Origin of the sequence: Citrobacter sp. C13 (assembly GCF_014596815.2) — a bacterium.
Classification (GTDB): domain Bacteria; phylum Pseudomonadota; class Gammaproteobacteria; order Enterobacterales; family Enterobacteriaceae; genus Citrobacter; species Citrobacter portucalensis.
The window spans coordinates 3,779,392-3,804,758 of the sequence record NZ_CP115024.1 but is presented as its reverse complement, the minus strand read 5'-3'; the positions used below and the strand labels follow the sequence as shown (position 1 = coordinate 3,804,758).

General features: G+C 48.4%; 25 protein-coding genes, 1 tRNA gene and 2 pseudogenes. 12 read left to right on the top strand and 16 right to left on the bottom strand.

Annotated features, from left to right (window positions below; genetic code table 11):
* Window positions 1-113: 113 nt before the first annotated feature.
* From proB to IB222_RS18215, 9 genes and pseudogenes are all read left to right on the top strand, one after another.
* Window positions 114-1,217 (top strand): glutamate 5-kinase, encoded by a 1,104-nt coding sequence (proB, locus tag IB222_RS18255; protein WP_003031373.1) that lies wholly within the window; start codon window positions 114-116, stop codon window positions 1,215-1,217.
* 11 nt (window positions 1,218-1,228) lie between these two features.
* Window positions 1,229-2,479: a glutamate-5-semialdehyde dehydrogenase gene (gene proA / locus IB222_RS18250; RefSeq protein WP_063941994.1), complete on the top strand. Its 1,251-nt coding sequence runs from the start codon at window positions 1,229-1,231 to the stop codon at window positions 2,477-2,479.
* A 278-nt stretch (window positions 2,480-2,757) separates the two neighbouring features.
* Complete coding sequence (locus IB222_RS18245) at window positions 2,758-3,477, top strand: Crp/Fnr family transcriptional regulator (RefSeq protein ID WP_126319150.1); 720 nt, start codon at window positions 2,758-2,760, stop codon at window positions 3,475-3,477.
* A 598-nt stretch (window positions 3,478-4,075) separates the two neighbouring features.
* A complete protein-coding gene (locus IB222_RS18240; RefSeq protein ID WP_003830835.1) occupies window positions 4,076-4,663 on the top strand; it encodes a common pilus major fimbrillin subunit EcpA in 588 nt (195 codons plus the stop codon).
* 52 nt (window positions 4,664-4,715) lie between these two features.
* Window positions 4,716-5,393 carry a hypothetical protein gene (locus IB222_RS18235; protein WP_060682708.1) on the top strand — a complete coding sequence of 226 codons (678 nt, stop codon included), beginning with the start codon at window positions 4,716-4,718 and terminating at the stop codon, window positions 5,391-5,393.
* 58 nt (window positions 5,394-5,451) lie between these two features.
* Complete coding sequence (locus IB222_RS18230) at window positions 5,452-7,944, top strand: CS1-pili formation C-terminal domain-containing protein (RefSeq protein WP_149385137.1); 2,493 nt, start codon at window positions 5,452-5,454, stop codon at window positions 7,942-7,944.
* 4 nt (window positions 7,945-7,948) lie between these two features.
* Window positions 7,949-9,565: a fimbrial protein gene (locus IB222_RS18225; protein WP_149385138.1), complete on the top strand. Its 1,617-nt coding sequence runs from the start codon at window positions 7,949-7,951 to the stop codon at window positions 9,563-9,565.
* The gene (locus tag IB222_RS18220) at window positions 9,562-10,257 is read left to right on the top strand and encodes a fimbria/pilus periplasmic chaperone (protein ID WP_126319144.1); all 696 of its coding nucleotides are present in this window, start codon (window positions 9,562-9,564) and stop codon (window positions 10,255-10,257) included. Before IB222_RS18225 ends, IB222_RS18220 begins: the two co-directional genes overlap by 4 nt.
* A 517-nt stretch (window positions 10,258-10,774) precedes the next feature.
* A pseudogene (locus IB222_RS18215) lies at window positions 10,775-11,905 on the top strand (EAL domain-containing protein); the annotation flags it as partial.
* A gap of 56 nt (window positions 11,906-11,961) precedes the next feature.
* On the opposite strand, the gene IB222_RS18210 reads toward IB222_RS18215, so the two are convergent.
* Window positions 11,962-12,885 carry an IS5 family transposase gene (locus IB222_RS18210; protein ID WP_032624899.1) on the bottom strand — a complete coding sequence of 308 codons (924 nt, stop codon included), beginning with the start codon at window positions 12,883-12,885 and terminating at the stop codon, window positions 11,962-11,964.
* A gap of 77 nt (window positions 12,886-12,962) precedes the next feature.
* Here IB222_RS18210 and IB222_RS18205 point away from each other — a divergent pair.
* From IB222_RS18205 to IB222_RS18195, 3 genes and pseudogenes are all read left to right on the top strand, one after another.
* Window positions 12,963-13,289 (top strand): annotated as a pseudogene (locus IB222_RS18205) (EAL domain-containing protein); the annotation flags it as partial.
* A 265-nt stretch (window positions 13,290-13,554) separates the two neighbouring features.
* Window positions 13,555-14,019 carry an isoprenylcysteine carboxylmethyltransferase family protein gene (locus IB222_RS18200; protein ID WP_149385167.1) on the top strand — a complete coding sequence of 155 codons (465 nt, stop codon included), beginning with the start codon at window positions 13,555-13,557 and terminating at the stop codon, window positions 14,017-14,019.
* Between the two features lie 165 nt (window positions 14,020-14,184).
* Window positions 14,185-14,260, top strand: a tRNA-Thr gene (locus IB222_RS18195).
* A 100-nt stretch (window positions 14,261-14,360) separates the two neighbouring features.
* Here IB222_RS18195 and IB222_RS18190 read toward each other — a convergent pair.
* The 15 genes from IB222_RS18190 to IB222_RS18120 form a co-directional block, all read right to left on the bottom strand.
* A complete protein-coding gene (locus tag IB222_RS18190; protein WP_149385168.1) occupies window positions 14,361-15,194 on the bottom strand; it encodes a DUF4942 domain-containing protein in 834 nt (277 codons plus the stop codon).
* A 115-nt stretch (window positions 15,195-15,309) separates the two neighbouring features.
* The gene (locus IB222_RS18185; RefSeq protein WP_149385169.1) at window positions 15,310-15,651 is read right to left on the bottom strand and encodes a TA system toxin CbtA family protein; all 342 of its coding nucleotides are present in this window, start codon (window positions 15,649-15,651) and stop codon (window positions 15,310-15,312) included.
* Window positions 15,652-15,671: 20 nt separating this feature from the next.
* Window positions 15,672-15,989, bottom strand: coding sequence for a type IV toxin-antitoxin system YeeU family antitoxin (locus IB222_RS18180; RefSeq protein ID WP_149385170.1), 318 nt, complete (start codon window positions 15,987-15,989; stop codon window positions 15,672-15,674).
* Window positions 15,990-16,007: 18 nt separating this feature from the next.
* Window positions 16,008-16,229 (bottom strand): DUF987 domain-containing protein, encoded by a 222-nt coding sequence (locus IB222_RS18175; protein ID WP_149385171.1) that lies wholly within the window; start codon window positions 16,227-16,229, stop codon window positions 16,008-16,010.
* Window positions 16,230-16,237: 8 nt separating this feature from the next.
* Entirely contained in the window at window positions 16,238-16,714 is a 477-nt protein-coding gene (locus IB222_RS18170; RefSeq protein WP_149385172.1) for a RadC family protein, read from the bottom strand.
* Between the two features lie 15 nt (window positions 16,715-16,729).
* Window positions 16,730-17,188, bottom strand: a complete 459-nt coding sequence (locus IB222_RS18165) for an antirestriction protein (protein ID WP_149385173.1) — start codon at window positions 17,186-17,188, stop codon at window positions 16,730-16,732.
* A gap of 96 nt (window positions 17,189-17,284) precedes the next feature.
* Window positions 17,285-17,524 carry a DUF905 domain-containing protein gene (locus IB222_RS18160; protein WP_149385174.1) on the bottom strand — a complete coding sequence of 80 codons (240 nt, stop codon included), beginning with the start codon at window positions 17,522-17,524 and terminating at the stop codon, window positions 17,285-17,287.
* A gap of 77 nt (window positions 17,525-17,601) precedes the next feature.
* Window positions 17,602-18,075, bottom strand: a complete 474-nt coding sequence (locus IB222_RS18155) for a hypothetical protein (RefSeq protein ID WP_149385175.1) — start codon at window positions 18,073-18,075, stop codon at window positions 17,602-17,604.
* A 21-nt stretch (window positions 18,076-18,096) separates the two neighbouring features.
* Window positions 18,097-18,792 carry a hypothetical protein gene (locus IB222_RS18150; protein WP_149385176.1) on the bottom strand — a complete coding sequence of 232 codons (696 nt, stop codon included), beginning with the start codon at window positions 18,790-18,792 and terminating at the stop codon, window positions 18,097-18,099.
* A 181-nt stretch (window positions 18,793-18,973) separates the two neighbouring features.
* Window positions 18,974-19,675 (bottom strand): WYL domain-containing protein, encoded by a 702-nt coding sequence (locus IB222_RS18145; protein ID WP_149385177.1) that lies wholly within the window; start codon window positions 19,673-19,675, stop codon window positions 18,974-18,976.
* 216 nt (window positions 19,676-19,891) lie between these two features.
* Window positions 19,892-20,713, bottom strand: a complete 822-nt coding sequence (locus IB222_RS18140) for a DUF932 domain-containing protein (protein WP_149385178.1) — start codon at window positions 20,711-20,713, stop codon at window positions 19,892-19,894.
* A 92-nt stretch (window positions 20,714-20,805) separates the two neighbouring features.
* Window positions 20,806-21,669 (bottom strand): GTPase family protein, encoded by an 864-nt coding sequence (locus IB222_RS18135; RefSeq protein WP_149385179.1) that lies wholly within the window; start codon window positions 21,667-21,669, stop codon window positions 20,806-20,808.
* Window positions 21,670-21,857: 188 nt separating this feature from the next.
* Window positions 21,858-22,139 carry a hypothetical protein gene (locus IB222_RS18130; protein ID WP_223240946.1) on the bottom strand — a complete coding sequence of 94 codons (282 nt, stop codon included), beginning with the start codon at window positions 22,137-22,139 and terminating at the stop codon, window positions 21,858-21,860.
* Between the two features lie 147 nt (window positions 22,140-22,286).
* Window positions 22,287-23,434 (bottom strand): IS3 family transposase gene (locus tag IB222_RS18125; protein ID WP_113772681.1). Its coding sequence is split into 2 segments (ribosomal slippage): window positions 22,287-23,197 and window positions 23,197-23,434, totalling 1,149 coding nucleotides; the frame shifts between segments, so codons are not numbered across the junction.
* A gap of 60 nt (window positions 23,435-23,494) precedes the next feature.
* Window positions 23,495-25,366, bottom strand: coding sequence for an AAA family ATPase (locus IB222_RS18120; protein WP_223240934.1), 1,872 nt, complete (start codon window positions 25,364-25,366; stop codon window positions 23,495-23,497).
* Between the last annotated feature and the right edge of the window lies 1 nt (window position 25,367).

Genomic DNA, 25,367 nt, shown 5'->3' with positions numbered 1-25,367 from the left:
GATCCTGCGCAATAAAATTTCATGCTTTGTGCGCTGGTTGTTGGCAACCGGGGCCAGTCCTGCTAAAACGTTCGTTTGATATCATTTTCCCCAATTTTGAATGGCAGAGAATCATGAGTGACAGCCAGACGCTGGTGGTAAAACTTGGCACCAGTGTGTTAACGGGCGGATCCCGCCGCCTGAACCGCGCCCACATCGTAGAACTGGTTCGCCAGTGCGCGCAGCTCCATGCCGCAGGGCATCGTATTGTTATCGTTACCTCTGGTGCGATTGCCGCCGGACGTGAGCATCTTGGTTACCCGGAGCTCCCGGCAACGATAGCTTCGAAACAGCTGTTGGCGGCGGTCGGGCAGAGCCGACTGATTCAACTGTGGGAACAGCTGTTCTCGATCTACGGTATTCATATCGGGCAGATGCTGCTGACGCGTGCAGATATGGAAGACAGAGAGCGCTTCCTCAATGCCCGCGATACGCTCCGCGCGCTGCTGGATAACAACATTGTTCCTGTCATTAATGAGAATGACGCCGTAGCGACCGCTGAGATTAAAGTCGGCGATAACGACAACCTCTCTGCGCTGGCGGCAATTCTGGCTGGAGCCGATAAGCTGCTGCTGTTGACCGATCAGCAGGGGCTGTTCACCGCCGATCCACGCACCAACCCACAGGCTGAGCTGATTAAAGACGTACACGGCATTGATGATGCGTTGCGCGCCATTGCCGGGGATAGCGTCTCAGGTCTGGGAACCGGCGGCATGGGCACAAAACTGCAGGCCGCCGATGTCGCGTGCCGCGCCGGGATTGACACCATTATTGCCGCAGGCAGCAAGCCGGGCGTGATTGGCGACGTGATGGAAGGCGTTTCCGTTGGGACGCGTTTTCATGCTCAGGCCTCTCCGCTGGAGAACCGTAAACGCTGGATCTTTGGCGCGCCGCCTGCCGGGGAGATTACCGTCGATGAGGGCGCGACCGCAGCAATTCTGGAACGCGGCAGCTCATTACTGCCAAAAGGCATTAAAAGCGTGACAGGTAACTTTTCTCGTGGTGAAGTGATCCGCATCTGCAATCTCGAAGGGCGCGATATTGCCCACGGCGTCACCCGCTATAACAGCGACGCGCTGCGCCGTATTGCCGGACATCACTCACAACAGATCGACACCATCCTGGGCTACGAATACGGTCCGGTTGCTGTTCATCGCGACGACATGATCACCCGTTAAGGAACAGGCATATGCTGGAACAAATGGGCATTGCTGCCAAAGCCGCGTCATACAAGCTGGCGCTGCTCTCCAGTCGCGAAAAAAATCGCGTACTGGAAACCATTGCTGATGAGCTGGAAGCGCAAACGGAAAGCATCCTCAGCGCGAACATACAAGATGTTGAGCAGGCGCGAGCCAACGGCCTGAGCGAAGCAATGCTCGACCGCCTGGCGCTGACGCCGGCGCGTCTGAAAGCGATTGCTGACGATGTGCGCCAGGTCTGTAATCTTGCCGACCCGGTAGGGCAGGTGATTGACGGCGGCCTGCTGGATAGCGGTCTGCGTCTGGAGCGTCGTCGCGTCCCGCTGGGCGTGATTGGCGTGATTTATGAAGCGCGTCCAAACGTCACCGTTGACGTTGCCTCCCTGTGCCTGAAAACCGGCAATGCGGTGATTCTGCGCGGTGGGAAAGAGACCTACCGGACCAACGCGGCGACCGTGGCTGTTATCCAAAAGGCGCTGGAAGCCTGCGGTTTACCCGCGGCTGCCGTACAGTCAATTGATAACCCGGACCGCGCGTTGGTCGCTGAAATGCTGCGAATGGATAAGTACATCGATATGCTGATCCCTCGCGGTGGCGCGGGTCTGCATAAGTTGTGCCGTGAGCAGTCAACTATCCCGGTCATCACTGGCGGTATTGGCGTATGCCATATTTATGTTGATGATACCGCGGAGATCGCCCCGGCCCTGAAGATTATCGTTAATGCCAAAACCCAGCGTCCAAGCACCTGTAACACCGTAGAAACTCTGCTGGTGCATCAGGATATTGCTGAGCATTTTCTGCCTGCGTTAAGCCAAAAGATGGCGGATAGCGGTGTTACGCTGCACGGTGATGAAATCGTGATGCAGGTACTGCATGGCCCTGCCAAACTGGTGTCACTGAAACCGGAAGAGCTGGATAACGAGTTTCTGTCTCTGGATCTGAATGTTGTGGTGGTCGAAAATATGGATGGCGCTATCGCCCATATTCGCGAACACGGCACCCAGCACTCGGACGCCATACTGACGCGCACGCTCAGCAACGCCAACCGTTTCGTGAATGAAGTGGACTCTTCTGCCGTGTATGTAAACGCCTCTACTCGTTTTACCGATGGCGGCCAGTTCGGACTGGGTGCGGAAGTGGCGGTGAGCACGCAAAAACTGCACGCACGTGGCCCAATGGGACTGGAAGCACTGACCACATATAAGTGGATTGGCTTCGGTGACGACACGGTTCGTGCATAATTGAAACTGGGTGATGCAATAATAGCCATCTGATTTAAAAGGCTATTAAGGCATCACCCAGTTAATTCTAACCTTCATCCCGCTGCCGTATTTTTTATCCTGCGTTTTTAACATCATCCGCACCAGTCTGGTTCTGACCTATGCATTCTCTGGCGCCAGAAAGGCGGCGTATCACAGAATTTTCCCTGCCTGCATGAATTTTCCTGGTCTTCGTTTCACGTATTGTTCCTATGGCCCGATCTATTAGAATCAATCTCATTTTTATGAGGAGTTGTTGCGTGAAATCGGATATTCACAAACTTAGCATTCCTGTTGTGCCGCTTGGCAACCCGTTTCCTCCCCGTCATTGTTCGCTGTGCCCAAAGGGAGCGGCGATTGATCGTAATAATCAATACAAATTAATAGACAAAAGAAGGCGGTTTAAAGCTGGGGAGATACTCGCCCGACAGGATGAAACCGCGGATATGCTTTTTGTTATCCATGAGGGGTACTGCAAGTCCAGCGTGGAATGTGGCGATAACGTTTTTATCAGCCGCTTTTATGTTCCGGGAGATATCATGGCGCTGGATGCTGTCGAAGGGGGGAAGTACCTGACAACGATTAAGGCGGCAACGGCTGCGGAGGTTTGCCACATTGATATTGCGCGGTTGTTCAAGGTAGCAGAGAAGGAGCCTTCGGTTGCTGCCGCAGTCATCAAGTTTCTCTGCAGGGACAATGGATTCATTGTTGAAAAACTGCGGCGCTATGCGAATAAACATGCTGAGGCTAGGATCGCGGCTTTCCTGGTGGAATTTTACGAGATGCATTTGCGCATCGGCAGGCCAGAAACGACGCTTCGCTTGCCATTTTCTCGGGACGAAATTGCCAGTTATCTCGATCTTAAAATTGAAACCGTTAGCCGCTCATTAAAATCACTTGAACAGCAGAATCTGATTACCTTACATAGGGTACGTACCGTAACAATTAATAGTTATCTTGGTTTAAAACGTTTTATCTAATTTTCTATTTAACGATAATCATTATCTCTCCTGATAAGCCAGGAATATTCATTTTATATGGAAAATTCCTGGTTTTAATTTTGTCAAATAATTATCAATTAGAATGTAGTTTCTGTAGATGAATGATTTTTTTATAAGAATATTCCCGCGCAAATGGATATATCATGAGAATTTTCTTGCGGCGTTAAAAATTTAGCATAATTGCAACAAATAATAAGCATTATAGAGAAACTATGGAGGTGTTAATTATCTTTATGTTTTGTAAGGGTTTTGCTCTCGTGGTATTTGTATGATCTTTTTGATATTTATCAAAAACATAAAAAAGATGAATTGTTTGATTTGCCTTATTTATTTGGGTGATAGTTCTGATTCACGGTGTTATTTAAGTAAATTAAACTTAGGAAACTTCTTAGATTATCGTTTTAGTGGGAAAATTCTTAGTCTTTTTGTAATTTTTGCGTTTCAGGGTTTGTTGAGATGTTACTTAATTCAAATGATAATTTTTGGGCGCGGCAATTCTGGCTCGCAATTAATGGAACCGCTGGAGTGACTTAATAATAAGACTCGGTGGTGAGTATGTTCTTAGGAGAAGATAAAAATGAAAAAATTATTATTAGTGACCTCTCTGGCGTCTGTATTTGTTGCGGCAAATGCAATGGCAGATGTCACTGCTTCTGCAACGGCCTCGTGGGACGCGACGGCAACAAAAGATACCACCAGCATGTTGGTCGTCACTCCGCTGAACTCTTTGACTTTCCAGTATGCGGAAGGTCTTAATGGCTTCAACTCCCAGGATGGCGCGTTTGATGTGACTATTCAGGGCCAGGAAACGGCAACTGATTTTGAACTGACCGCTCAGATTATTAGCAATACTCTGACCAACGCCAGTGGCGATGCGTCTACCCTGAACGTAGGGGTGGCATGGAATGGCACCGCGTTGACTAATTCATCAGATACTGTCCTGGTAAATTCCAGCTCGACTTCTGGTCTTGAAAGCCTGATGGCTGATGGCGCTTACAACGGTGCTGATCGCGTCAGCGATCAATCTAACTTCAAATTCACCATTGCGTCTGCGACTTCTGATGGTAGCACGCCGGTAACGGATTACTCTGCACTGCCAGACGGCTATTGGACTGGTGATGTAAAAGTACAGTTCAATGCAACCTGGACGACTCCGTCCGCCTAATAAATAAAGGTTCGGGAGGAGAAATTCTCCCGAATTTATCAGGAATGGTGTCATGAATAAATATTTACCGGCAGCAATGTTGGTAGGGTTGGTAATCTCTTTTTCCAGCTGGGCAATTAACGTCGGTGATATCACGTCGATAATGACTTCTACTGAGAGTTCATTATCGAAAGAAATCACTAATACGACAGATTCGGCTCGTTATGTCAGCGTATCGGTAAAACAACTGTCATCACCTTTAGCGGGCGGAGTCGAAATAAAACCCGTTAATTCCGGGGAATTACTCTCTACGCCTGCCAATCTAATTCTGCCTGGTCAGGCAAAGGATGTTTTTCGCTTCTTTTATAAAGGGCCAGTTGATGATGTCGAGCGTTATTATCGTCTGCAATGGATAGATGAGCCGGTCACCGAGAGCGCGGAAACCCGGGCCAATAAATTGGCTGTTGCGACAGCGTCAGCAGAAATTGGCACGATTTTGGTCGTTGCGCCGCGAAAAGAGCGTTTTGAATATAACCGTAATGGTGATGTTATTAGCAATACTGGCAATGTTTCATTTCGAGTAATCGCCTATGGAGCTTGCAAAGATAATGCTCGCGATCAGGGACGGGGCTGTCGTGAACGTTATTACATTATGCCAGGGACAAAAATAAAACTGCAGTTCACCGACATTAGTAATAGCCGCTCACGCATCGGTATCTGGCACGGTAAGCAGTTTATTACAGTGAAGTGATGGTCAATAGCAGCCATCTGTACGGGATAAATAAAAATACCGGATTGTAAGGATGCATATGACAACAACATATATTGTTGGCGGTAGCATTTGTCTTTTTCTTGCGCTGACACCAGGAACTTCACATGCAGCCCCAGTAAAAGTGGGTAATTACGTTATTCCCAGTGCTTTCGCCCGTTCACTGGAGCAGGGAATGACGGTGCCGGTATATATACGTTACAACGAGACTGATGAGAAAAGTCAGCAAAAAATTGCCGATGCGGTGATTTCGCTTGTTGATGGCAATATTACAGTTAAAGCACTGACTCTTGCTGAATTGCCCAATAATGCTGTGTTATCCGAGAAAACCCGCGCGTTAGTGGAAAAAATCCGTGATGTAAAGTTTCACGATAATACGAATATTGAACTGTCAGATGATGCTCGACTGCAACTTAATGTCTCATCATTTCACCTGGAGATGATTGTCAGCAAAGATGCGTTAACTGAAGCGATTGTCGCGCGCAGTAGCTTGCTTGGACCTTCCAGCGTTGAAACTCTGTCTAACGTCCTGAACTACAACTTTGGTACCTACTACAACGATTACCGAAATGGCAGCAGTACCCGCAGCTATCTGACGATGGACAATACAACATCGCTGCGGGAGCACCACATTAATGTTAACGGTTCGTTTTACGGCATCGGTGACAGCAATGGTACCAGTAAACTTTATCGTGCGATGTATGAGCGCGATTATGAAGGGTATCGACTGGCGCTGGGGATGCTTGATACATGGAATGTCCAGTCTATTGCCAGCCTGAATGCGCTGAATGGTGGGAAAATTTACGGTGTGAGCTACGGGAACAAAGGAAGTACGGTTGTTGAGAATACCGCGCTTTCACTCACGCCGATTACCGTATTTTTGCCAGCCGCTGGTGAGGTTCATGTCTTCCGCGATGGACGTTTACTCAGCGTGCAGAACTTTAATATGGGCAGCTATGAAATTGATACCAGTCGCTTTCCGTATGGTGTTTACGACGTCACGGTAGATATCGTGGTCAATGGGCGGACAATTAATAGTCGTGTCAGCCGGGTTAATAAGATCTTTGCTCGCCAACAAGCTGCTGGAGTTGATCAGCTCTCGTGGCAGTTTTTTGGTGGTTCGCTGGATTATGATCGGGTGAGCTATAAGCGTAACCACTATCAGGATTTGGGTAATGAGCAGACCTGGATTGTCGGGGGGGCCGCATCGGTGACGCTGGCGATATTGTCGGGGCTGGGCCTGAAATCAACGATCTACGGTTTTGACAACAATGCGGTTAATGAAACGGATGTCACGCTGAATGTGAATGAATACGTCAGTATTGGCAATCAGATGTTGGTAGCGAACGATTCATCATGGCGAAACATCAGTAACATCAATCTCAATGTCCCTGAGGGATATGGTTCCCTTTGGGCATCTCGTGAAGACAGTAAAATTGGCGATCGCTTGCCCATGCAGGAACGTGATAACTATTCCATTGGCGGAACTCTTAACCTTGGAAAGTTTATTCCTCATGGCGGCTCGCTCACCGTGAGTCAGACGGAGAATCGTTACTCAGGCAATAAATACCGTAATCTGGATTACAACACGACCCTTTATTCAGGCAGGTATGCCACGGTTGGGTTGCGTGCAGGTATTCAGCGTTATTACTACAACAACCGAAATGACGATGGGCGACAGGAACGTTATGTCAGCCTGGACTTATCGTTGCCGTTGGCGACCTGGTTGAGCATGGGCGTCTCCCGAGATCGCTATGGTAGTACCCAGGGTAATCTCAGTGCACGAAAACAGTATGCTGAAGGGCCGATTAAATCGGTCGGATTATCGGCATCAACGCGTCTGAGCGGCGAACAGTATTATGACAATAATTATTCGGTAAACGGCAATTTGAGTTATGACACGAAATATAACGCCGGCACCGTATCGGTAACGCGTTCTGCTGACAACTCCACCAATATGAACTTCTCTTCCCAAGGTTCTCTGGCGTGGGCTGGTAAAGACTTCGGTCTGAGTAAAGAGAGGCAGCGTTCTGGCGTTATCGTAAAAACAGATTTGACCGGCGAGGGGAAACTGGCTGCGAAGATTAATAACCGCAATTATCTTCTCAGCGGTAAATCAAATTTCATTGCACTGCCGCCCTATGCTCAGTACAAGCTGGAAATCCTCAATGATAAAAATTCTGAGGACAGCTTCGATATTGTTTCAGGACGCAAACAGGAGTTGACGCTATATCCGGGTAACGTGGGTGTTATCAACCCTGAAGTGAAAAGCATGGTCACCGTATTCGGTCGCATTCGTTATCCCGATGGACAATTGGCTGCAAATACCGATATCCATAACCACATCGGTAAAACGCGTACGGATGAAAAGGGTGAGTTTGCTATCGATATCGATAAAAAGTATCCGGTTATTACGTTAATTTCTGCCAACGGCAGGGTATGTGAAGCCGATCTTGATTTGGAAAAAGCACGCGGTGCAGCGTGGGTTGGTGATGTGAAATGTGCAACGCAAACCACGATGGCACAGAGGTAATAAAATGAAAGTATTGATTAAATTAGCTACTGTAATCTGTGCCGTAGGGAGTTTTTCACCTGTGCCTGCGTTGGCGTTGAATGCAATCTCTTCGGGATCAGTCAGTAATAACTATTTGTTTATCGAAAATGCCATTGATAGTGAATACTTTATTACCCCATCGGCACTTGATCCGCGTTTCAGCGGGTCAAATACGTGGATAAAATACGGTACCTCTCAGGTCAGTCTCGGGTATTTAGGTTTTGTCGGCTGGACTGCGCCTGGATATTATTATCAGGACATGTGGATTGATAACTCCCCGATTAACGGGCCTTTCCGGGGAATCCGTTGTTATAGTGGCACTCAATGCCCATCAACCGGGTTTATTGCCGGATTGGGCACTGACAAAAACGGTTTTTATCATGCGCAGGTCGGCTCTGTCGCAGGCGTTATTGGTGGCGCCTACGGATTCGCTTCCCTGAGCGATACTGCTTATGAGTACTTCCGCAATGTGCCAACCGGTAGCAGCGAAACCTATGTGTTCAACCGCTGTTATACTTCTGTAAATTATGATTATTCTTCCGGGCAACGGTGCAAAGATCAATCGACAGGATCATGGAATTACGTCAATTACACGTTAACTAAACGCGGTCATCTGTCACTTGTCTCGACTAACGCATTTCAGGAGCTTTGGGTTGCCAGCGATGGTACGCCGAGCATCACCAAAGACTCTGGTTATTGTGAACTTGGCGTGGTGGGCGGTACTGACGGTGTTATTTGCAAAATGGTGAGCTATAACTTGCAACAAACGGCCAATCTGACCGCCTCCTTGACGTTTCGCGCTTTTGTCGACACGGCGATGCTTGGTTTTACGCCCGGAGCGGCCACTGTGAAATACTCTGGGAATGGTTCAAACTGGTATAACTATGGTACTTCAACTGCTTATTACAACGTTTTTACGACATCTGGAGAATACATTTATATTTTTCTGTCAAAAGCATTTTTGAAGAAGCTTGTTGATTCAGGGATCAGCATTACCAACAGTCAGCCGTTTACCTTCGGTTTTTATAATGGCTTAACACCAGAGTCAGGACACTACCAGTTTACCCCTTCGCTACAGCTCAATATTGTGCCAAAGGAATATGGGATCAGTATTATCTCATCGGATAACAGCACCTCGGCAAGCGGCAGCGGCACAATTGGCGAGACTGCTCCGATTGAGATGGATTACACCGTGACGGTTTCGGGGCCTCGTCAGGCTGATAGCATTACCGCACAAGTTATTGGGGAAAGTACGACGATAAACAATGTGCCTTATTGCCTGTTCACCTCTACGCAAGGTGGGTTAGCTGTCCCAATTCCCGCCTTTCTTCAGTACAACAGTCAGTCGGGTGGCGTGGTACAGAAACGAAATAGCTGTAGTGAAGCGGCGATCAGCATGAGAGATGCGCAATGGCAACAGACGCCCTGGGACGCAAATAATACAGATGATGGAAGCTACTTTGCGACTGATTTAAAATTGCTTTTCCCAATGAATGATTCGCGTTCGATGTTGACCGTTTCCGGTGCGGATTGGGAAGGTGTTGTCAGTGCCAGCGGAGAGATAAAAGTGACGGCGAATTGGGTGGGAGTGACGCCATGAGCCACTGTCGTTTGGCGCTAAGATGGATATTGGTCTTGCTTTCCGGGCTAACGGTGTTCTCCGCTCAGGCCGTCTACCTGGAGTCGACTATTTATGAGATGCCATCGGATAAATCATTTATCAGTAAACGAATCTATAACGATAGCCAGAAACAGAACGTGTACAGTATTAGCGCAGTTAAAATAGATAAACCGGGACCGGGAGGTGAAAACAGAAGTGCTATTGCCGAAGGCGAACTTTTGTTTACTCCGCTCAGTTTTTCACTGGCACCGCAGGCAAGTGAGTTTTTTAAGATTTTCTATCGTGGCCCGCAGGATGATAAAGAACGCTATTACCGAATACTGTTTCGTGAAATGCCGATAACGCTGTTTACCGAACGTAATCTAGGGAAAGGCGGACAGGCTCTCCCGGTGATCGCTATGGATACCATATTGGTCGTTCGTCCGAGGAAAATGAACCTGGCCTACACCATTGATGAGATAAACGGGACGTTGAAAAACACAGGGAATACTTTTTTCAAAATTATCGTACACCAGGGGTGTCACTCAACTGATGATGAAGCCACCATGCGTTATGTGTTACCGGGGGAAACCTGGCATAGTAGTGAGTTGAAAACAAAAAACCGGAAATTTATCGTAGCGTTACAGAAATATTTACCCGTGGGTCAGGGTTGCTCAAAAATTAATCATTAGAGGTGTTGGGTCTGAGCCAATATGCCCAGATTATATATTGGACCTATACTGTCACTAGCTTTATAAAACGTAGCATTAAGTTTAGAGTCGATGAAACAATATGTCGTGCATATTGCCGGAAATGTTTATGAATACAAGATCTACGACATCCTCTCTTAGTTTGTCGGTCAGCATAAACTACGGTAATATGTTATTCTGTTGGTCACTGTAGTTATATGTTTTGTAAGTTTTGTATTTATAGCTTTTTGTTTTGTAATGAAGTGAAAGTGAGTAAAGGGATTTGTACTGATTAAGAAATGGAGTTTTTTCTTTTTCAATTTTTAAATGGAACTTACGGTGTGATGAGAATACTCATATGGATAACTGTGATTATAAATTCTGAGTTTACGTGATATGGCTTATGGATAAAGTTTTATCACGAATCGCCTTATGATTATTGGAGGTCGAAGGTGTTGTATATTCTCTCGTGAATAGAGCGAGGGACCTGCTATGCCATAAATTCAAGTTGGTGATAACTATGAATACGAAAAAAATTTTTCTTCTCAGTTATGATACTTTCCTTTTTTCAGGAATAAAAGCATGGTTACCAAATCTGGTATTGATCGATGCACGGACATTTATTTCTGGCACGCAGTCAGTTATGTCACAATATCCGTCCTGCTTGCTGGTGATCGATAACCGGTTGCCATTATTATTGGTCAAAAAATGGCTTCAGAGAAACAGTACACAGTTCATCAACATACACTGTATTGTTCTGCGGATGTGCGAAACCCTGCCAGTTAATCGGGGATATGAAGAATATTCCTTTATCAATGGGGGGGAATTGTCGGAGCAGTTGATCGCTCAATTAAAAGAGAGTTTATTGGCACCTAACAAAGTTGTGGAAGTCAATAAAGATTCACCGATGTTTACTTTTAACTTAACTGAATTTGAAGAAGAAATGCTGTATTCATCATTCACAAAAGAAAAACTGCATGATTTCTGTATTGCTAATTCGCTAACAATTAAGTCAGTGTATCGATATCGGGATAAAATTACTGCTCGCCTCGGCTTTTCCAATTTTAATGAAACTGTTATCTTTTTAACCCGAAATAATTTATTAAATGAAGGTTCTATAATCAATAATAATGTGAATGGGGATGCAGTTTACACTGACGCATATGATGTTTCGGATACTAGTAGACTGAGTATGGCAATAAGGAATGAGGAGATCATTCCTTATTTTCAGCCCATCGTGAATATCAGGGGCGACGTCTGTGGTGTTGAGGTCTTGGCTCGTTGGCCACAGGGACATAACTATGCTATTTCTCAGCGAGAGTTTATTCCATTGGCTGAAAAAAGTGGTTTAATCAATGAGTTAACTAGCTATTTAATGACCGCTGTTGCGCGCAATCTGGTCTCTGGAGGCGCGAGTATTAATAAAACTCTGTTCGTTTCTTTTAATGTCAGTCCGTCAGGTTTAAATAATCCTGTATTCTATTGGGAATGCCTTAATTTTATGGAGATAACGCAAGGTCTTCCGATAAAATTGATGGTAGAGATAACAGAGAACCAGACGTTCACGATTACTCCTGCAATCAAAGAACTTATTCGCTCGTTGCGAAATAAAGGTGTTTTGTTCGCTTTGGATGATTTTGGTACTGGATACGGCTTTGTTGAATAAATCAGATTTCGGGTAAGTCTCCCCCGTAGCGGGTTGTGTTTTCAGGCAATACGCACGCTTTCAGGCATACCTGCTTTCGTCATTTTGTTCAGCGCTCGTACCAGGGCCATAGCCTCCGCAACCTGACCATCGTAGTCACGCAGCGTCAGTGACCCCCCGAACAGCTGTTTTACCCGGTACATCGCCGTTTCCGCTATCGAGCGACGGTTGTAATCTGTTGTCCATTTCCACCGCGCATTACTCCCGGTCATTCGCTGATTAGCCACTGCACGGTTACGGTCTGCATATTCACCGGGCCAGTAACCCGCACCTTTTCGGGGAGGGATAAGCGCGCTGATTTTCTTACGCCGCAGTTCATCGTGACAGAGCCGGGTGTCGTAAGCGCCGTCTGCCGATGCTGCCCTGATTTTTCTGTGAGTCTGCCGGATAAGACCCGGGAAGGCTTCTGAGTCCGTCACATTGTTCAGCGACAGGTCTGCACAGATGATTTCATGTGTTTTGCTGTCAACTGCCAGATGCAACTTTCGCCATATACGACGGCGTTCTTTGCCGTGTTTTTTGACTTTCCATTCGCCTTCACCAAAGACCTTCAGCCCGGTGGAATCAATCACCAGATGCGCGATTTCACCCCGGGTGAACGTTTTGAAACTGACATTAACCGACTTTGCGCGCTTGCTGACACTGGTGTAATCCGGGCAGCGCAACGGAACATTCATCAGTGTAAAAATGGAATCAATAAAACCCTGTGCAGCCCGCAGGGTCAACCTGAACACGCGTTTAATGACCAGAACGGTGGTGATGGCGAGATCAGAATAGCGCTGAGGTCTTCCCCGTGATGAAGGCGTTGCCGACTCATACCAGGCCTGAATAGCTTCATCATCCAGCCAGAAAGTTATAGAGCCACGGTTGATGAGGGCTTTATTGTAGGTGGGCCAGTTGGTGATTTTGAACTTTTGCTTTGCCACGGAACGGTCTGCGTTGTCGGGAAGATGCGTGATCTGATCCTTCAACTCAGCAAAAGTTCGATTTATTCAACAAAGTCACTGGATACGCTAATCTCTGCTATCTCAATGAGTTAGACCTGGATGTAATCAAAATTGATAAAAGCTTCATTAAGGAAATTAAAGAGGTTGATCAATATATCCCTATGCTCGAGTCAATTACTCACCTTTCAGGACTTCTGGGGTTACGTACGGTGGCAGAGGGTGTTGAAAATGACTATCAGCAACAATGGCTGGGAAAAAATAATGTTGACTATCTGCAGGGGTATCAGTTTCTACCGCCAGTGACATTTAATGATTTTATCCGGTATTACCAGCAGTCAGTAGATTTGTTTGAATCAGCGTCGGATTCACCTTTATCTACGTAATTCCTTTTTGACACGGTTATTACATATGAAGGGTAAAACCTTTAAACGAGTATGTGCTCTGAGCTGACATAGCCTGCAGCATGATTTTTTCCTGAACACCAGGGGCAGACGCCTCTGGTATGGGCGTCTTTGCATCGCTGCCTGTCTGTCTGATTAAGTAAAAAGTCCTATAGTGAGGTGTGCACCGTTTGTTTATGTATCTTAAACGGGGTATTTATAGTGATACCAGCGTTAATCAAACAGGTACTGAGGTTTGCCCGTAGCCATGCGTCCTTTCCTGACAAAATTAAGAGTCTGGCTTCCACCACCTCTCATCCTGTTATTATTCCTCATCGCGGATGCGTTGACGGCGATACCGCGTTTCACATTTGGCGCGGTGACTATCGTGATAAGTGCATTGTTGGCTAGCGTCAGTCTGGCGATGATACTGCATACCGCGTGGCAGATGCGGAAGAAACGTACGACGCTAAACCCACTGCATGCAGAGAAATCGACCACGCTTGTTACTGGCGGATGTTACGCCTTGAGCCGCAATCCAATCTATCTTGGAATGAGTGGACTTCAGTTAGCTTTTGCTCTTTACGTCGGTAGCTTGATTGGAATATTGGCTGCACCGCTGTTTATGCAGGTGGTTGCCAGATTACATATTGATTTTGAAGAGGAACAACTACGAAAACATTTCGGGCCGGAATGGATACGCTATGAGCAGCGTGTTCGCCGCTGGTTATAGAATTCCCTTGCCGCGTACCAGGAAGCCTGTGACGACACGATTTGTGCGTAATTGAATGCGGATGATGCAAAAATAGGCGTTTGATTCGCAAGGCCATTGACGCACAGTCCGGTTAGTTTTAACCTTCTACCCCGTGTTCACATTCATGGGCACGTCCTTATCAGGGCCGATATAGCTCAGTTGGTAGAGCAGCGCATTCGTAATGCGAAGGTCGTAGGTTCGACTCCTATTATCGGCACCAATTTAATCAATAAGTTACATGAAAAATTTCATCAGCTCACACCCTTGATTTTTTCAATGTAACTGCTGATGTAAGTGAATTTACTCAACAAAAATCAACGTTATCTTGCAGCCAGCTTTCCGGGATAGTGTCGGGCGATAATGTCATTCAGTTTATCGACCAGGTCTGGTCGATTAAAGATGATGTGTGCAGTTCCTTTTTGAAAATATTTGATCGAAAACATCTTATCTTCGTAATGAGTACTGTGCCTGTTCTCATGGATGTGATCGTCAAGACGACGGATAACATCCGCACGACTGTCAGGGATGGATTGTCCCTCGAGGATCGTGAGCATTCGTTCAAGATCCGCCAGCCTGTCACGCTGCCAGCCCCAGTTCAGGTTATAGCCCCATTTATCGTATTTAACTAAATTGCTGATAATAATCTTCTTACCGAAACTACATGGGTTATTGGTTTTATAGTCCCAATTTAATCCTTTGAAAACGTTAATAATTCCACGCTCAAAAACATCCATTTTGTTCAGATGTAACTGCTCAAAGGTACTGAGGACATTCGCCTCGCTAATGGTGGGAAGGTCGCATTCCTCCAGATTCTGGCGCCACTGCTCACGAGCCTCCGCATCCATTAATGCCATCATGCCAGACTTCAACATCAAATCACGCCAGATATTACGGTCGATATTACGCGTTATCGCAGGTAGCGCTTTATCTGTATTTTCAATCAGCCAACTGTCGTAGCGGTGTCCTGATTTCATCGCCCAGTCTTGCGCTGTACCACCACCAATTTCAGATGTTAGCCGTGAAATGCTGTCAAGTTGCTGGATTAGTTGCTCGATCTGTTTTAGTGCGGCATCACGGCCTGTCACTATGCGTTCAATACTGGTCGAGCAAATCAGCTCGCTTTGATCGGTTAATACTTCAGCTTCAGTTTGCATGATATTTGGTCCGTAAAAAGCAAATGCGCCCGCCAGGTAATGGCAGGCGCATTATGCAATATGTAAACAAGGGGGAAAGATCAGAAATATAAATCGGGAAGGTTGTACGCAATATTCAGCGTACTGCATTGTTACGGTTTTGCCGCAACAAGCCAGTTGCCTGCCGTGCTCGCAGAATATCAACGGCCCGAAGATATGGTGATTGTTCCTGCCAACTAAATCCCTTCCTGTCGATACGAACAAGCTCGTACTTATCCACCAGAAAGTTAACGGCATCAGCCAGCTTGATCCCGGCATTAATGTGATTCTGAATAACGGTTTCATCACTAAAAGGAGTATCGTTCAGGGTAAGACCATAGTGTTGTTCCAGCAGGCGTGTCAGTAGCATTTGCCAGACAGCCACAGGTGACAGGCAGGGTTTTACCGCCCTCGAAGTTGCTGCAGGTTGAGGTTTCATGTTTGCTCTCGTGAAATTAGTTAGCGCAGAGTGGGGTAAACGACGAGGTATACGTAGCCGCAACTGCCAAGGGTATCGGCTTCGCAGGTAAAACCGGTGTGGTACAGGGTGACGCAGTGGGCATGGCGGGGATTCATTTCACCAGTGGTCAGCATCGATTCCATCTGACTGATAAAATGTGGAAATGCCATATCCAGCTTAAGACATTCGTCGTCACTAAACTTACCGGCGATACTGGCCCGGTCAGCCAGGAAGTGCAGCCGGTTGCCCTCCTGCACCAGACGTGCATCCAGGCGCGGGGTGATATCCCGCTGCAGGCCCCATGTGACGTTGCTCATTGATAACCTCCTTTATTGTCAGTTCAGGGTAATACTCATCAGGCAGGCATACGGTCCGCTGTAGTCCTGGCGGCGTTCGGCGTATACCGCCAGGACTCCTGTGATATCCGGAACGTCCCTGCCGGTGTAATGACAGACGCTACCGTGCCACTGATATTTTCCGCTGCAGTAGCGAAAGATTCGGGACTCAGGATGCTGGCGGTATATCGTCATTGCCCGGCGCTTACTGATAATTTTCATGTAATACCTCACAGCAGACCGTGTTCAGCGAATGAATAGATTTGCCTGCCACCGACAATCAGATGGTCAGGGACGCGGATATCAACCAGATGAAGCACCTGAACCAGTCGCTGCGTAAGGGCTTTGTCAGCCTGGCTGGGCGTCGTCTCACCGGAAGGATGGTTATGCGCCAGTATTACCGCCGCCGCATTGAAATACAGGGCGCGCTTAACCACCTCCCGGGGATGGACTTCAGTGCGGTTAATCGTGCCGCTAAAGAGCGTCTCATGGGTAATAAGCTGATTCTGGTTGTCCAGATACAGCACCCGGAACTCTTCCCGCTCAAGCGCGGCCATATGCAGTCGCAGCCATTCACGGACAGCATGTGTGGAGGTGAACGCCACCCCGGGCTCATGCAGATGTCTGTCCAGAACCCTGAGTGCCCGCTGGATGAGACGCCGGTCCTGTGGCGTTATCTCGCCGGGTAAAAAGGAAAGCTGTTTCATTCGTTGTTCCTCTGGTCAGTCAATGATGCGCAAAATGGCGTGGGCTTCTGGATGCTGCAGGGCGTAGTCCCGCAGACGGTAATAGTGCGCGGTCATTGCGTCACACTCTGTACAGCAGACATGGTGGCTGTATTCAATCAGGCAGACAGCGATACCTGCGGCTTCCGCGCTCATTTGCGCACCATTGCCGTTCATGCTGTTGAACAGATGCCATTTATCACCACTGTCAGCATCAGGAGCCATAAATGCGCCACCATTGCTGAGCGTGTAAAAGGACCAGATACCACAGCTGTACTCATCACAAAAGCGGTCCATCCAGGCAAAAATACGGGGTTCCAGCGTTATCCACTGCGGGACGAAGCCAAAGTGCTGCGGCCAGAAGCGAATACGCTGTTCGTCGGGAACCTGCGTTACTGTGAGTTTGAAATCGGATTCGTTAGCGGGTACGAGGTCGCACTGTGTCGCTGTTGTCATGTAAATGTCTCCGTCAATAAAAAACGCCAGCGGTGATGGCTGGCGTGTGGGGTAATAATGGGTGATCCGGGAGGTGGCCGTCAGGAATGGACATTGTCAGTCGGTGAGTGACGTCCTGCGGATGCCATAGCGCCGGATATATGGGTTGAGTCCTGCACCGGCATCGGGTTCAAAGTTCCAGGCCCGCCAGACCATGCTGCCATCATCGTCGCGCACAACCAGACGAAAATGCGTGTTCTGGTAATCTTCGATAGTGACGTTATGGTACCAACAGATAATGGTTTCGGCCTGCTGCCGGGTAAAAGAACCAGGTGGTAGTAACGGGGATTCAGGCATGATGAACACCTTAAAAAGCAAAAAGCCCTGTTACATATGGGCTACAGGGCTGGTCGAATGACTTATGTGAAAAGCCGTCAGGGTTGATCGAGACAATCCCGCCAGGTGATATCTTTCAGCACATCGTGCAAGCCACGGGCACTGAACGGTTTCGATTCCCCTGACTGAAAGGCGGTGAAAGCCAGAGTGTCTTTTGCTCCTGTGTGCTTCAGTGCTTCAAAAGCCACCTGAGCCGGAACGGCCTCACCCGAAAGCAGAGTTTCATTCTCAAGCGAGTATTTTTCACCGTTTATCAGAAGATACACTTCGCTCATTCCTTCATCAGAGGTGGCGCGGTAATCCTCCTTCGGGAGCTGCCAGGCCACAACCATCTTTTTATTGCTGCAACTGATGGTCAGCTTCTCTCCGGCCTGATTGTCGCTGCTGAGTGCAAACTCCATACCGCCCGTGTTGCCGTACCATTCACCCCACTGTTGTTCGGTCACTGTTGCATGAGTGAAGGCAGGGGCCAGAAGAGACAGCAGGACAGGTAAACAGGGTTTAATTTTCATACTGTTATCCTTTTCAGTTCATTAGCGCTGGTTCAGTTTTTCTGTATACGCTTCTATCTGTGCCTTTAGTTGTGCCAGCGCAGCTGGTGCTATATCGGCGTCAATACGGATAAAATCCTCCTGAATCACGCTGAACTTCACCGGGAGCTTAAATTTGCCCGCACCTGGCCCACGCAGAATGGCTGTTCCCGTTTGAGTGTTATCACTGACCGGCTGTGCATTCTCAATCATCAGGCACGACACATCTTCATGAATGGAATCCCATACTTTTTGACCAATGGCCCTGCAGGCGGCTGAGTGATATTGAGTAAGATTCAGATGTGCTTTTTTCGCTTTGTCGAACTCGCTCTCTTTCTGTGGGTGGGCTTTGTAATAATCGAGCTTTTTCTGTAACTGCTCTTCCCGGCGCTTTTGCGCCTGCTGCTGATTGAGCTTATCAATCTCATCCGTGTCCGGACGTGCCGTAATGACACCGTCACTGAGGGTCATGCGGACCGGGTAGATATTGCCATTACTCAGGTTAGCAACCGCCAGATAACGGCCTTCAGATAAGGTTCTGGTGATATCGACTGAAACACAGGACTCCCGCGAATTGAGGTTCTCAAGCATATCGTTTACCGCCAGACAACCTGATGCTTTGACCGTACCCTCCAGTGATGCAGCAAAGCTGGAGCCCGCAATCATTGCCAGCAGAGGTAATAATTTAATCAGTTTCATTTTTTTCCTTACTGAAATCAGATGAATAGTTTTTGTGAATACATAATGCCCCGGATAATACCCACCGGTACATCAGTGGGCAGTGTCAGGGCAAGGAGTCGGCTGAATACCCCAATTTTTGACGATACTGGCGATAACAGCATCGGGCTCCTCTTTGCTACCAGGTGGATAAAAAGCTGCGCTATTCCGGCCTGTTATCAGCCGGAACAAACGCAAGCAGTGACTGCTGAATAAATCGAAAATGGGGTAAGGCCTGAATGAACACCGGGTCTTCAGCCAGACGACATAAACTGTCGTTACGCCGGAAAGACTCCTGCAGGGGCTGAACCAGATGAATTTCATCCAGCGTGAATACGGCAATATGTCCGTTATGCTCGGCAATCAGATACCAGGTCTGCTGGTGGATGAGTAACCGGCACGGAGCCAGTCGCTCGCAGCGCTGCCCGTCAGCAAGCAGCGTGACTTTTCTGCGGTCAGTAATTGCCTGAACCAGTCGCCAGAATGACAGAGGCTCTGACGGTGAGAACGCCGGACTGGCAGGCGGTATAACGCAGGGTGCTTCATCACACATCAACAATGCATTCACCAGTCGGCGGTCAAAACCCGGAAAAAGCCCGGCCAGCCCGCTGCGGTGGGCAAAGATAAGTACATCCGGCACCATCTGCATCTCACTGCCAGCAGTGCGCAGGCGGCAGTAGCCAGACTGATACTCAAGGTCCAGGTACATCAGACGCTCACGAAAATCCCGCCGCAGCGTGCGCACCGACACGCCAAATTCAACGGCCAGTTTGCGCACGCTCAGTGTTTCCCCCGCCACCAGGCGACTGATGATCAGTGACAGCCTGACAGCCAGCCGATCATGGCGGCGTTCTGCCTGTGTCATGAGAGGTTCTCCGTGGAAGTTAACTAACTGAAAATGATGTGATTACTTTAAAGAGGGAGGCGGTCAGGGTATGGACACCACAGTAACTATTTTTCATTTCTGCAAATGTCAGTTGTGGCGGGGGTTACAGACCATCCCCGGGGGAGTGAAGACCACCAGCACGTCGCAATGCGGACAGGTGATGTCCGATATTAACAACGCGGTAACATAAAGTAGCTACTGCAGCTGCGTGAGCAGCATTTCTGCCATCACCCACAGTGCACGGTTGAGCTTCACGTCCCCGTCAATGCCACGCACAGCACGGGTATGCGACCGTCCGCCTTTGGCATTACGGCCACTAAGCCCGCCTTTAATCAGGTTTTCCTGCACACGCTGATAAGTGGTCCACAGGTCATTGCTCTCATCTTGCCAGCGACGCGGGGAAAGTATCTGCGATTCAGTAACAGGCTGGTGGTCCTCACCAAAGCGATACGTCAGTGCGGCTTTTGCCAGTGCCTGCTGCGCAGGTGGTGGTAATAGCAGCGATTGCATGGCATCCCGCTTTTCTTCCACACGGTCAAAAATCCCCAGTACCTCATACGCCCCTTCTATTACCTGACTCACCACATCCCCTTTGTGCGGCACCCGCACCTCGCCAAACGATTCACCGCAGACAAGGCCGTTCTGACAAACCGCACGAAATAATCCCGGAAGCATCTGATACGAACTTGTGCCGTCATGTGAATTAAGCAGAATGATTTCCGGGACCTGTTTACCGGTGATCTGCCCCTCACGCCGCAGACGCAACATGTGCTTTGTGTGTTCCCGACGACCCGGGTCACGGACACGGGTCTGACAGGCAAAGAACGGCTGGAAGCCCTCCCGCTGCAGACTGTCGAGCAGGGAAATAGTCGGAATATAGGTATAACGTTCACTGCGGGATTCGTGTTTTTCCTCGCTGAATACGCTGGGCACCACACGAAACAGCTCTTCGCGGGTTAACGGACGGTCACGACGGATAAGATTTGCAGCGCCAAAGCGCGAAGCCAGACGGGTCATAAGCAGACTCCTCATAACGGGAAAACAAATAAAAGAGAGCCCTGTCGCATGAAGGCGACAGGGCTCGGAAAACTACTGGCAGGATTAAATATTCAGAAGAAGAAGTTCCAGACGGTACGGGCAACCGACACCACGGTATCGCGCACTGCGCGTATGACTGCCCGCACCGGAGCCGGTATCAACGGCAGGGCACTTACCGCATCCAGCGCCGTGCCGACCGTTTCACCAAAATCGTCACGCGCTTTTTTCTGGACTGTCGGTGTGCGAAAGGAGGGCTTCAGTTGCGACACCACCGGGCTGCTGGCCTCACGCGGCAGGCACTTAATCATCCGCTCGGCCATCACCCGCAGTCCCCACTTAGCCCGAATTGAAATGGCACATACCGGATGTACAGGTTGGAACAGCTCATGCAGCAGACAGATTTTGCGGCCGATATTTTGTTTCTGCTCTGTAGACAGCTTTTCACCACCGCAGGTGGGTTCAACCTTGTCCGACTGGCTAATAACAAATAGCACCTTATGCCGGTATGATTCACCAATTACCTGATGATAAAAATGCTCATCCACCGCCAGCGCCCGATCATCGGCCTTGATCAGCCACAATACCAGGTCAAGTCGGGGAAGTTGCTGACGGTAAAGTGCAGTGTATTCAGCATCGCGTGAACTACTTTCCCCCACACCGGGCAGGTCCACCAATGTCATATAGTGCTCTCCCACCTGCAGGCGAAAACGCAGCGGATTACGGGTGCAGGCCGCTACGTCGCTGACCGGTGAGACTTCTCCGGTGAACAAGGCATTGCACAGCGACGATTTTCCGGCACCGGTTTTGCCCATAATGCCGATCACTGGTTCGTAGTTTGTTAGTTGATGAATTTTTTGCATGACTCGTTCTGATACCCATTCTGGTAAGCCTGTGAGTGAGCTCTGCAACGAATGCATACCTTCCTGATTTCTCATGACATCTCCTGGGATAATGAAAACAAAAACGGCGAACCTTTATGGATTCGCCGTAATGATGTTGCGTTCAGGAAAATGATATATGTCTGAAAAATCTTAGAATGCAGGTGTCTTATTAACAAAGTTAGTGCTGAAACCGACCATGAGCGTAGTACTTTTCGTCAATTACTGTCCGTATAAAATTTATGCTAATCCAGATCGTGCGCTCCTAAAATTACCGACGCTGGGAATAAATTTTGCCCAACGATTGCCGATTGAGCTACGGCAACATCGGGAACAAAGATGACAACAGCCAAGTCTTTCAGTGCACGAGAGCAACATACATAAAAAAGGCGACGAGTGCGGTCGAGTACTGACTCTTTACCCTCTTCAAGATTGGCTAGATCATTGTCGGATATGGGAATGTACTGAAAATATTTCCCATACGAATATTGGCTGAAGCGAGCCTCTTCATCATCAATAACAACCAATACACGCTCGAATTGTGCGCCTTTTACACCATGGTGAGTGGCAAAAGGTGATTCCTCTGAAAGGTAGCGTCGGTACGCCCAAAGTTCGTGGGCATTGCATCTTAGATAGTTCTGAACATTTTCGAAGTCTGAATCGCCACAGATAATCTAGACACTTCCGAGCCGTTGATAATACTGGTTTTCATATTCTGTCGGTGACATCTGATCGCTAGAACCATGCCGACGCTTACTGTTATAAAACATTTCGATGTAATCAAAAATATCACTGCGGGCTTCTTCCCGCGTTCCGTAGATCTTTTTCTTTATCCGTTCGCGTTTCAACAACTGGAAAAAGCTTTCTGCAACCGCATTATCATGGCAGTTACCGCGACGGCTCATGCTGCCCTCCAGGCCGTGTGATTTCAGGAAAGACTGCCACTCATGGCTTGTGTACTGACTGCCCTGATCCGAATGAACCAGCACCTGTTTTTGGGGATTACGCCGCCATACAGCCATCAGCAGTGCGTTCAGGACAATGTCCTTTGTCATCCGGGATTGCATGGACCAGCCGATAATTTTGCGTGAGAACAGATCAACAACCACAGCAAGATACAGCCAGCCTTCGTGGGTCCTGATGTAGGTTATGTCTGTTACCCAACGCTCATCAGGAGCATCCGGATTGAACTGTCGCTGGAGCCTGTTGGGCGACACGATACTGGCCTCGCCTTTACGTGCCCGCGGGCTCCGGTATCCGACCTGAGCCTTTATCCCGACACGTTTCATCAGTCGCCAGACTCTGTTCACTCCGCACTGTTGCCCGCTGTCCCGCAGATCCAGATGGATTTTGCGATAACCATAGACGCATCCCGATTCCAGCCAGAACTGTTTAATCTGTCCTGTCAGTCTCAGGTCTGCCTGATGGCGTTGAGAATGCGGCTGCTGAAGCCAGGCGTAAAAACCACTGGGATGAACATCCAGCACCCGACAGAGCAGGCGAACAGGCCAGCAACAGGTGTTGTCACGGATAAAGGCGTACCTCAGTCGGACAGCTTTGCGAAGTACGCCGCGGCTTTTTTTAATATGTCCCGTTCGTCGGTAACCCGCTTCAGCTCTTTCTGGAGACGACGGATCTCGGCCTGAGCATCTGACTGTTCTTTATTAGTGGAAGAATCCGGACCGTACTTCTTTATCCAGGCGTAAAGGCTGTGGGTGGTGATATCGAGACGTGTTGCCACGCTGGCAACAGAATAACCGCGATCAACAACCTGTTTGACTGCTTCAGTTTTAAACTCTTCGGGATAACGCTTACCGCTCATGGGCACCTCTCTTTAAGCCATCTTAAATGACTCTGAGGTGTCTGTTAAACCCGTGGCGATTCAATGTTGAAGCAATGTACTATCTGTGCTGTTGCTGGCGAGCTGGAGTCTATGTTGAATAGTGAGCTGAAGCCGTTCGAATTGTGTTGCCATCAGATCATGCGGTGCATTTGCATGCATACAGGCCAGATGTAAAAGATCGATTTCAAACTCAGGCTGGTCATTAACAATGTTAATACGTTGGGTGAGTACCTGCTCAGGACAGTTCGGGTTACGATATACTGCTTTGCGTACGTTCAGGTCTGCATCTGCCGCCAGTTTTTCCAGTAAATCATCCGGACAATCTTCGCTATTAGCGACCTCTGCGCGGCGCAACGAGTTTGCACTATCCGCCATCTGAATCATCTGCGCTACGCTAAGACCATCGCTGGTGGAAGCTGGTTTGAGCTTGAGTTTCTCAAACAGCTCTTCGTATTGGGCAACCTGTTCACGCAGGGTCTCACGTAACGGAACTGTAAGCTGGATAGCTGCTTCCAGATCTTTCAGCTCCAACTGGCGGTTTTCAAGGAATGCTATTTCTCTAGCTTCGTTGATAGCATTCTGAATATCTGCACCTGCATAATCACGGCACTGTGTTACCAGCTTATTGCGTTCATTCTGGGTCAGTTCAAGCGACTCACCTTTCAGATGGATGTCCAGAATAGCTGCTCGCTCTACGCCGTTGGGGAATCCGACGTAAAACACCTCATCGAATCGCCCTTTACGCAGCAACTCTGGAGGGAGCACGGTAATATTGTTAGCAGTGGCAATGACAAATACCGCACCGGTTTTTTCTTGCATCCAGGTAAGAAAATAGCCGAAAAGTCGTGAGGAAACCTCCGAACCACTGCCACTGTTCATGCCGACAAAGGCTTTTTCCAGTTCGTCGATCCACAAAATACAGGGGCTAATTGATTCTGCCATTGTTAGCGCCCGACGCATATTATGTTCACTTTCTCCGACGTACTTACCCAATAATGAGCCGATATCAAGACGTAGGAGTGGCAACTGGAATAAACCGGAGGCTGCTTTGGCCGCAAGAGACTTCCCACAACCGGGCATACCGGCGATAAGTACACCTTTAGGCGCCTGTACGCGTGAATCGCGAGCTTCACTCAGGCGGCGGAAAATCTGGGCGCGGCGAGTGAGCCAGGTTTTAAGGTTCTCAAGACCGCCGATGTCAGTTGCATTTTCGATTACGTGCAGCATCTCAAGCACGCCGCTTTTTGCGATAATCTGCTCTTTCCCATGCTGGATAAGAGCCAACGCCTCGTCATTAATTTGTTCATGCTGTTGACGAACTAGTGCTAATACTGATCGGATCTCTTCCTGGTTCAATCCGCAACACGCAGTATGCAGGCGCTGATGCATATTTTCCGGGACAAACAGATCAAGCATCTGGCAAAAACTGCTGAGCTGCTGGTTAATTTCCTCACCCTGGGGCAGTGACAGGGGGAGCAAGGTGATTTGCGACTCGATTTGTACTGGGATGTGCAAAGTTTCTGAAACAAGTACGACAACAGTTTTGCTCCGGTGGTGGCGCTGAATGCGGTTGAGCAATTGCTTTAACCGTGCAACGGCGAGTGGCTGGTTTTCCAGTGCACTGCGGGCATCTTTAATGATGAAGAGTTTTCCGTCCAAATCGTCATCGAGCAGCGAAGGTAAACTTTCTGCAAGTTCGGTGGCCTGACTCTGCGTGTTCCGAGGCTGTTTGTTACGGAAATCAACCCAGCCATATCCAAGATTCCACTCTTTTGGATACAGTGTCAGTTCTGTACTTATTTCTTGTAATAGAGTATCAACTCGGCTTTCTTCGCCGGAGTGGATGTAAAGCCCTGGATATCCAGCGAGGATATGGGATTTAATCTTGGTCTTAAGTTCGAGCAGATTCATC

Excerpts from the sequence above, each read along its gene's own strand:
- IB222_RS18160 (WP_149385174.1), bottom strand. The coding sequence starts at position 17,524 with ATGCCTGAATCCCCGTTACTACCACCTGGTTCTTTTACCCGGCAGCAG.
- IB222_RS18185 (WP_149385169.1), bottom strand. The coding sequence starts at position 15,651 with ATGAAACCTCAACCTGCAGCAACTTCGAGGGCGGTAAAACCCTGCCTG.
- IB222_RS18135 (WP_149385179.1), bottom strand. The coding sequence starts at position 21,669 with ATGAGAAATCAGGAAGGTATGCATTCGTTGCAGAGCTCACTCACAGGC.
- IB222_RS18150 (WP_149385176.1), bottom strand. The coding sequence starts at position 18,792 with ATGAAACTGATTAAATTATTACCTCTGCTGGCAATGATTGCGGGCTCC.
- IB222_RS18235 (WP_060682708.1), top strand. The coding sequence starts at position 4,716 with ATGAATAAATATTTACCGGCAGCAATGTTGGTAGGGTTGGTAATCTCT.
- IB222_RS18225 (WP_149385138.1), top strand. The coding sequence starts at position 7,949 with ATGAAAGTATTGATTAAATTAGCTACTGTAATCTGTGCCGTAGGGAGT.
- proB (WP_003031373.1), top strand. The coding sequence starts at position 114 with ATGAGTGACAGCCAGACGCTGGTGGTAAAACTTGGCACCAGTGTGTTA.
- IB222_RS18200 (WP_149385167.1), top strand. The coding sequence starts at position 13,555 with ATGCGTCCTTTCCTGACAAAATTAAGAGTCTGGCTTCCACCACCTCTC.
- IB222_RS18140 (WP_149385178.1), bottom strand. The coding sequence starts at position 20,713 with ATGACCCGTCTGGCTTCGCGCTTTGGCGCTGCAAATCTTATCCGTCGT.
- IB222_RS18220 (WP_126319144.1), top strand. The coding sequence starts at position 9,562 with ATGAGCCACTGTCGTTTGGCGCTAAGATGGATATTGGTCTTGCTTTCC.
- IB222_RS18190 (WP_149385168.1), bottom strand. The coding sequence starts at position 15,194 with ATGCAAACTGAAGCTGAAGTATTAACCGATCAAAGCGAGCTGATTTGC.
- IB222_RS18240 (WP_003830835.1), top strand. The coding sequence starts at position 4,076 with ATGAAAAAATTATTATTAGTGACCTCTCTGGCGTCTGTATTTGTTGCG.
- IB222_RS18230 (WP_149385137.1), top strand. The coding sequence starts at position 5,452 with ATGACAACAACATATATTGTTGGCGGTAGCATTTGTCTTTTTCTTGCG.
- IB222_RS18145 (WP_149385177.1), bottom strand. The coding sequence starts at position 19,675 with ATGACACAGGCAGAACGCCGCCATGATCGGCTGGCTGTCAGGCTGTCA.
- IB222_RS18175 (WP_149385171.1), bottom strand. The coding sequence starts at position 16,229 with ATGAAAATTATCAGTAAGCGCCGGGCAATGACGATATACCGCCAGCAT.
- IB222_RS18155 (WP_149385175.1), bottom strand. The coding sequence starts at position 18,075 with ATGAAAATTAAACCCTGTTTACCTGTCCTGCTGTCTCTTCTGGCCCCT.
- proA (WP_063941994.1), top strand. The coding sequence starts at position 1,229 with ATGCTGGAACAAATGGGCATTGCTGCCAAAGCCGCGTCATACAAGCTG.
- IB222_RS18120 (WP_223240934.1), bottom strand. The coding sequence starts at position 25,366 with ATGAATCTGCTCGAACTTAAGACCAAGATTAAATCCCATATCCTCGCT.
- IB222_RS18165 (WP_149385173.1), bottom strand. The coding sequence starts at position 17,188 with ATGACAACAGCGACACAGTGCGACCTCGTACCCGCTAACGAATCCGAT.
- IB222_RS18180 (WP_149385170.1), bottom strand. The coding sequence starts at position 15,989 with ATGAGCAACGTCACATGGGGCCTGCAGCGGGATATCACCCCGCGCCTG.
- IB222_RS18170 (WP_149385172.1), bottom strand. The coding sequence starts at position 16,714 with ATGAAACAGCTTTCCTTTTTACCCGGCGAGATAACGCCACAGGACCGG.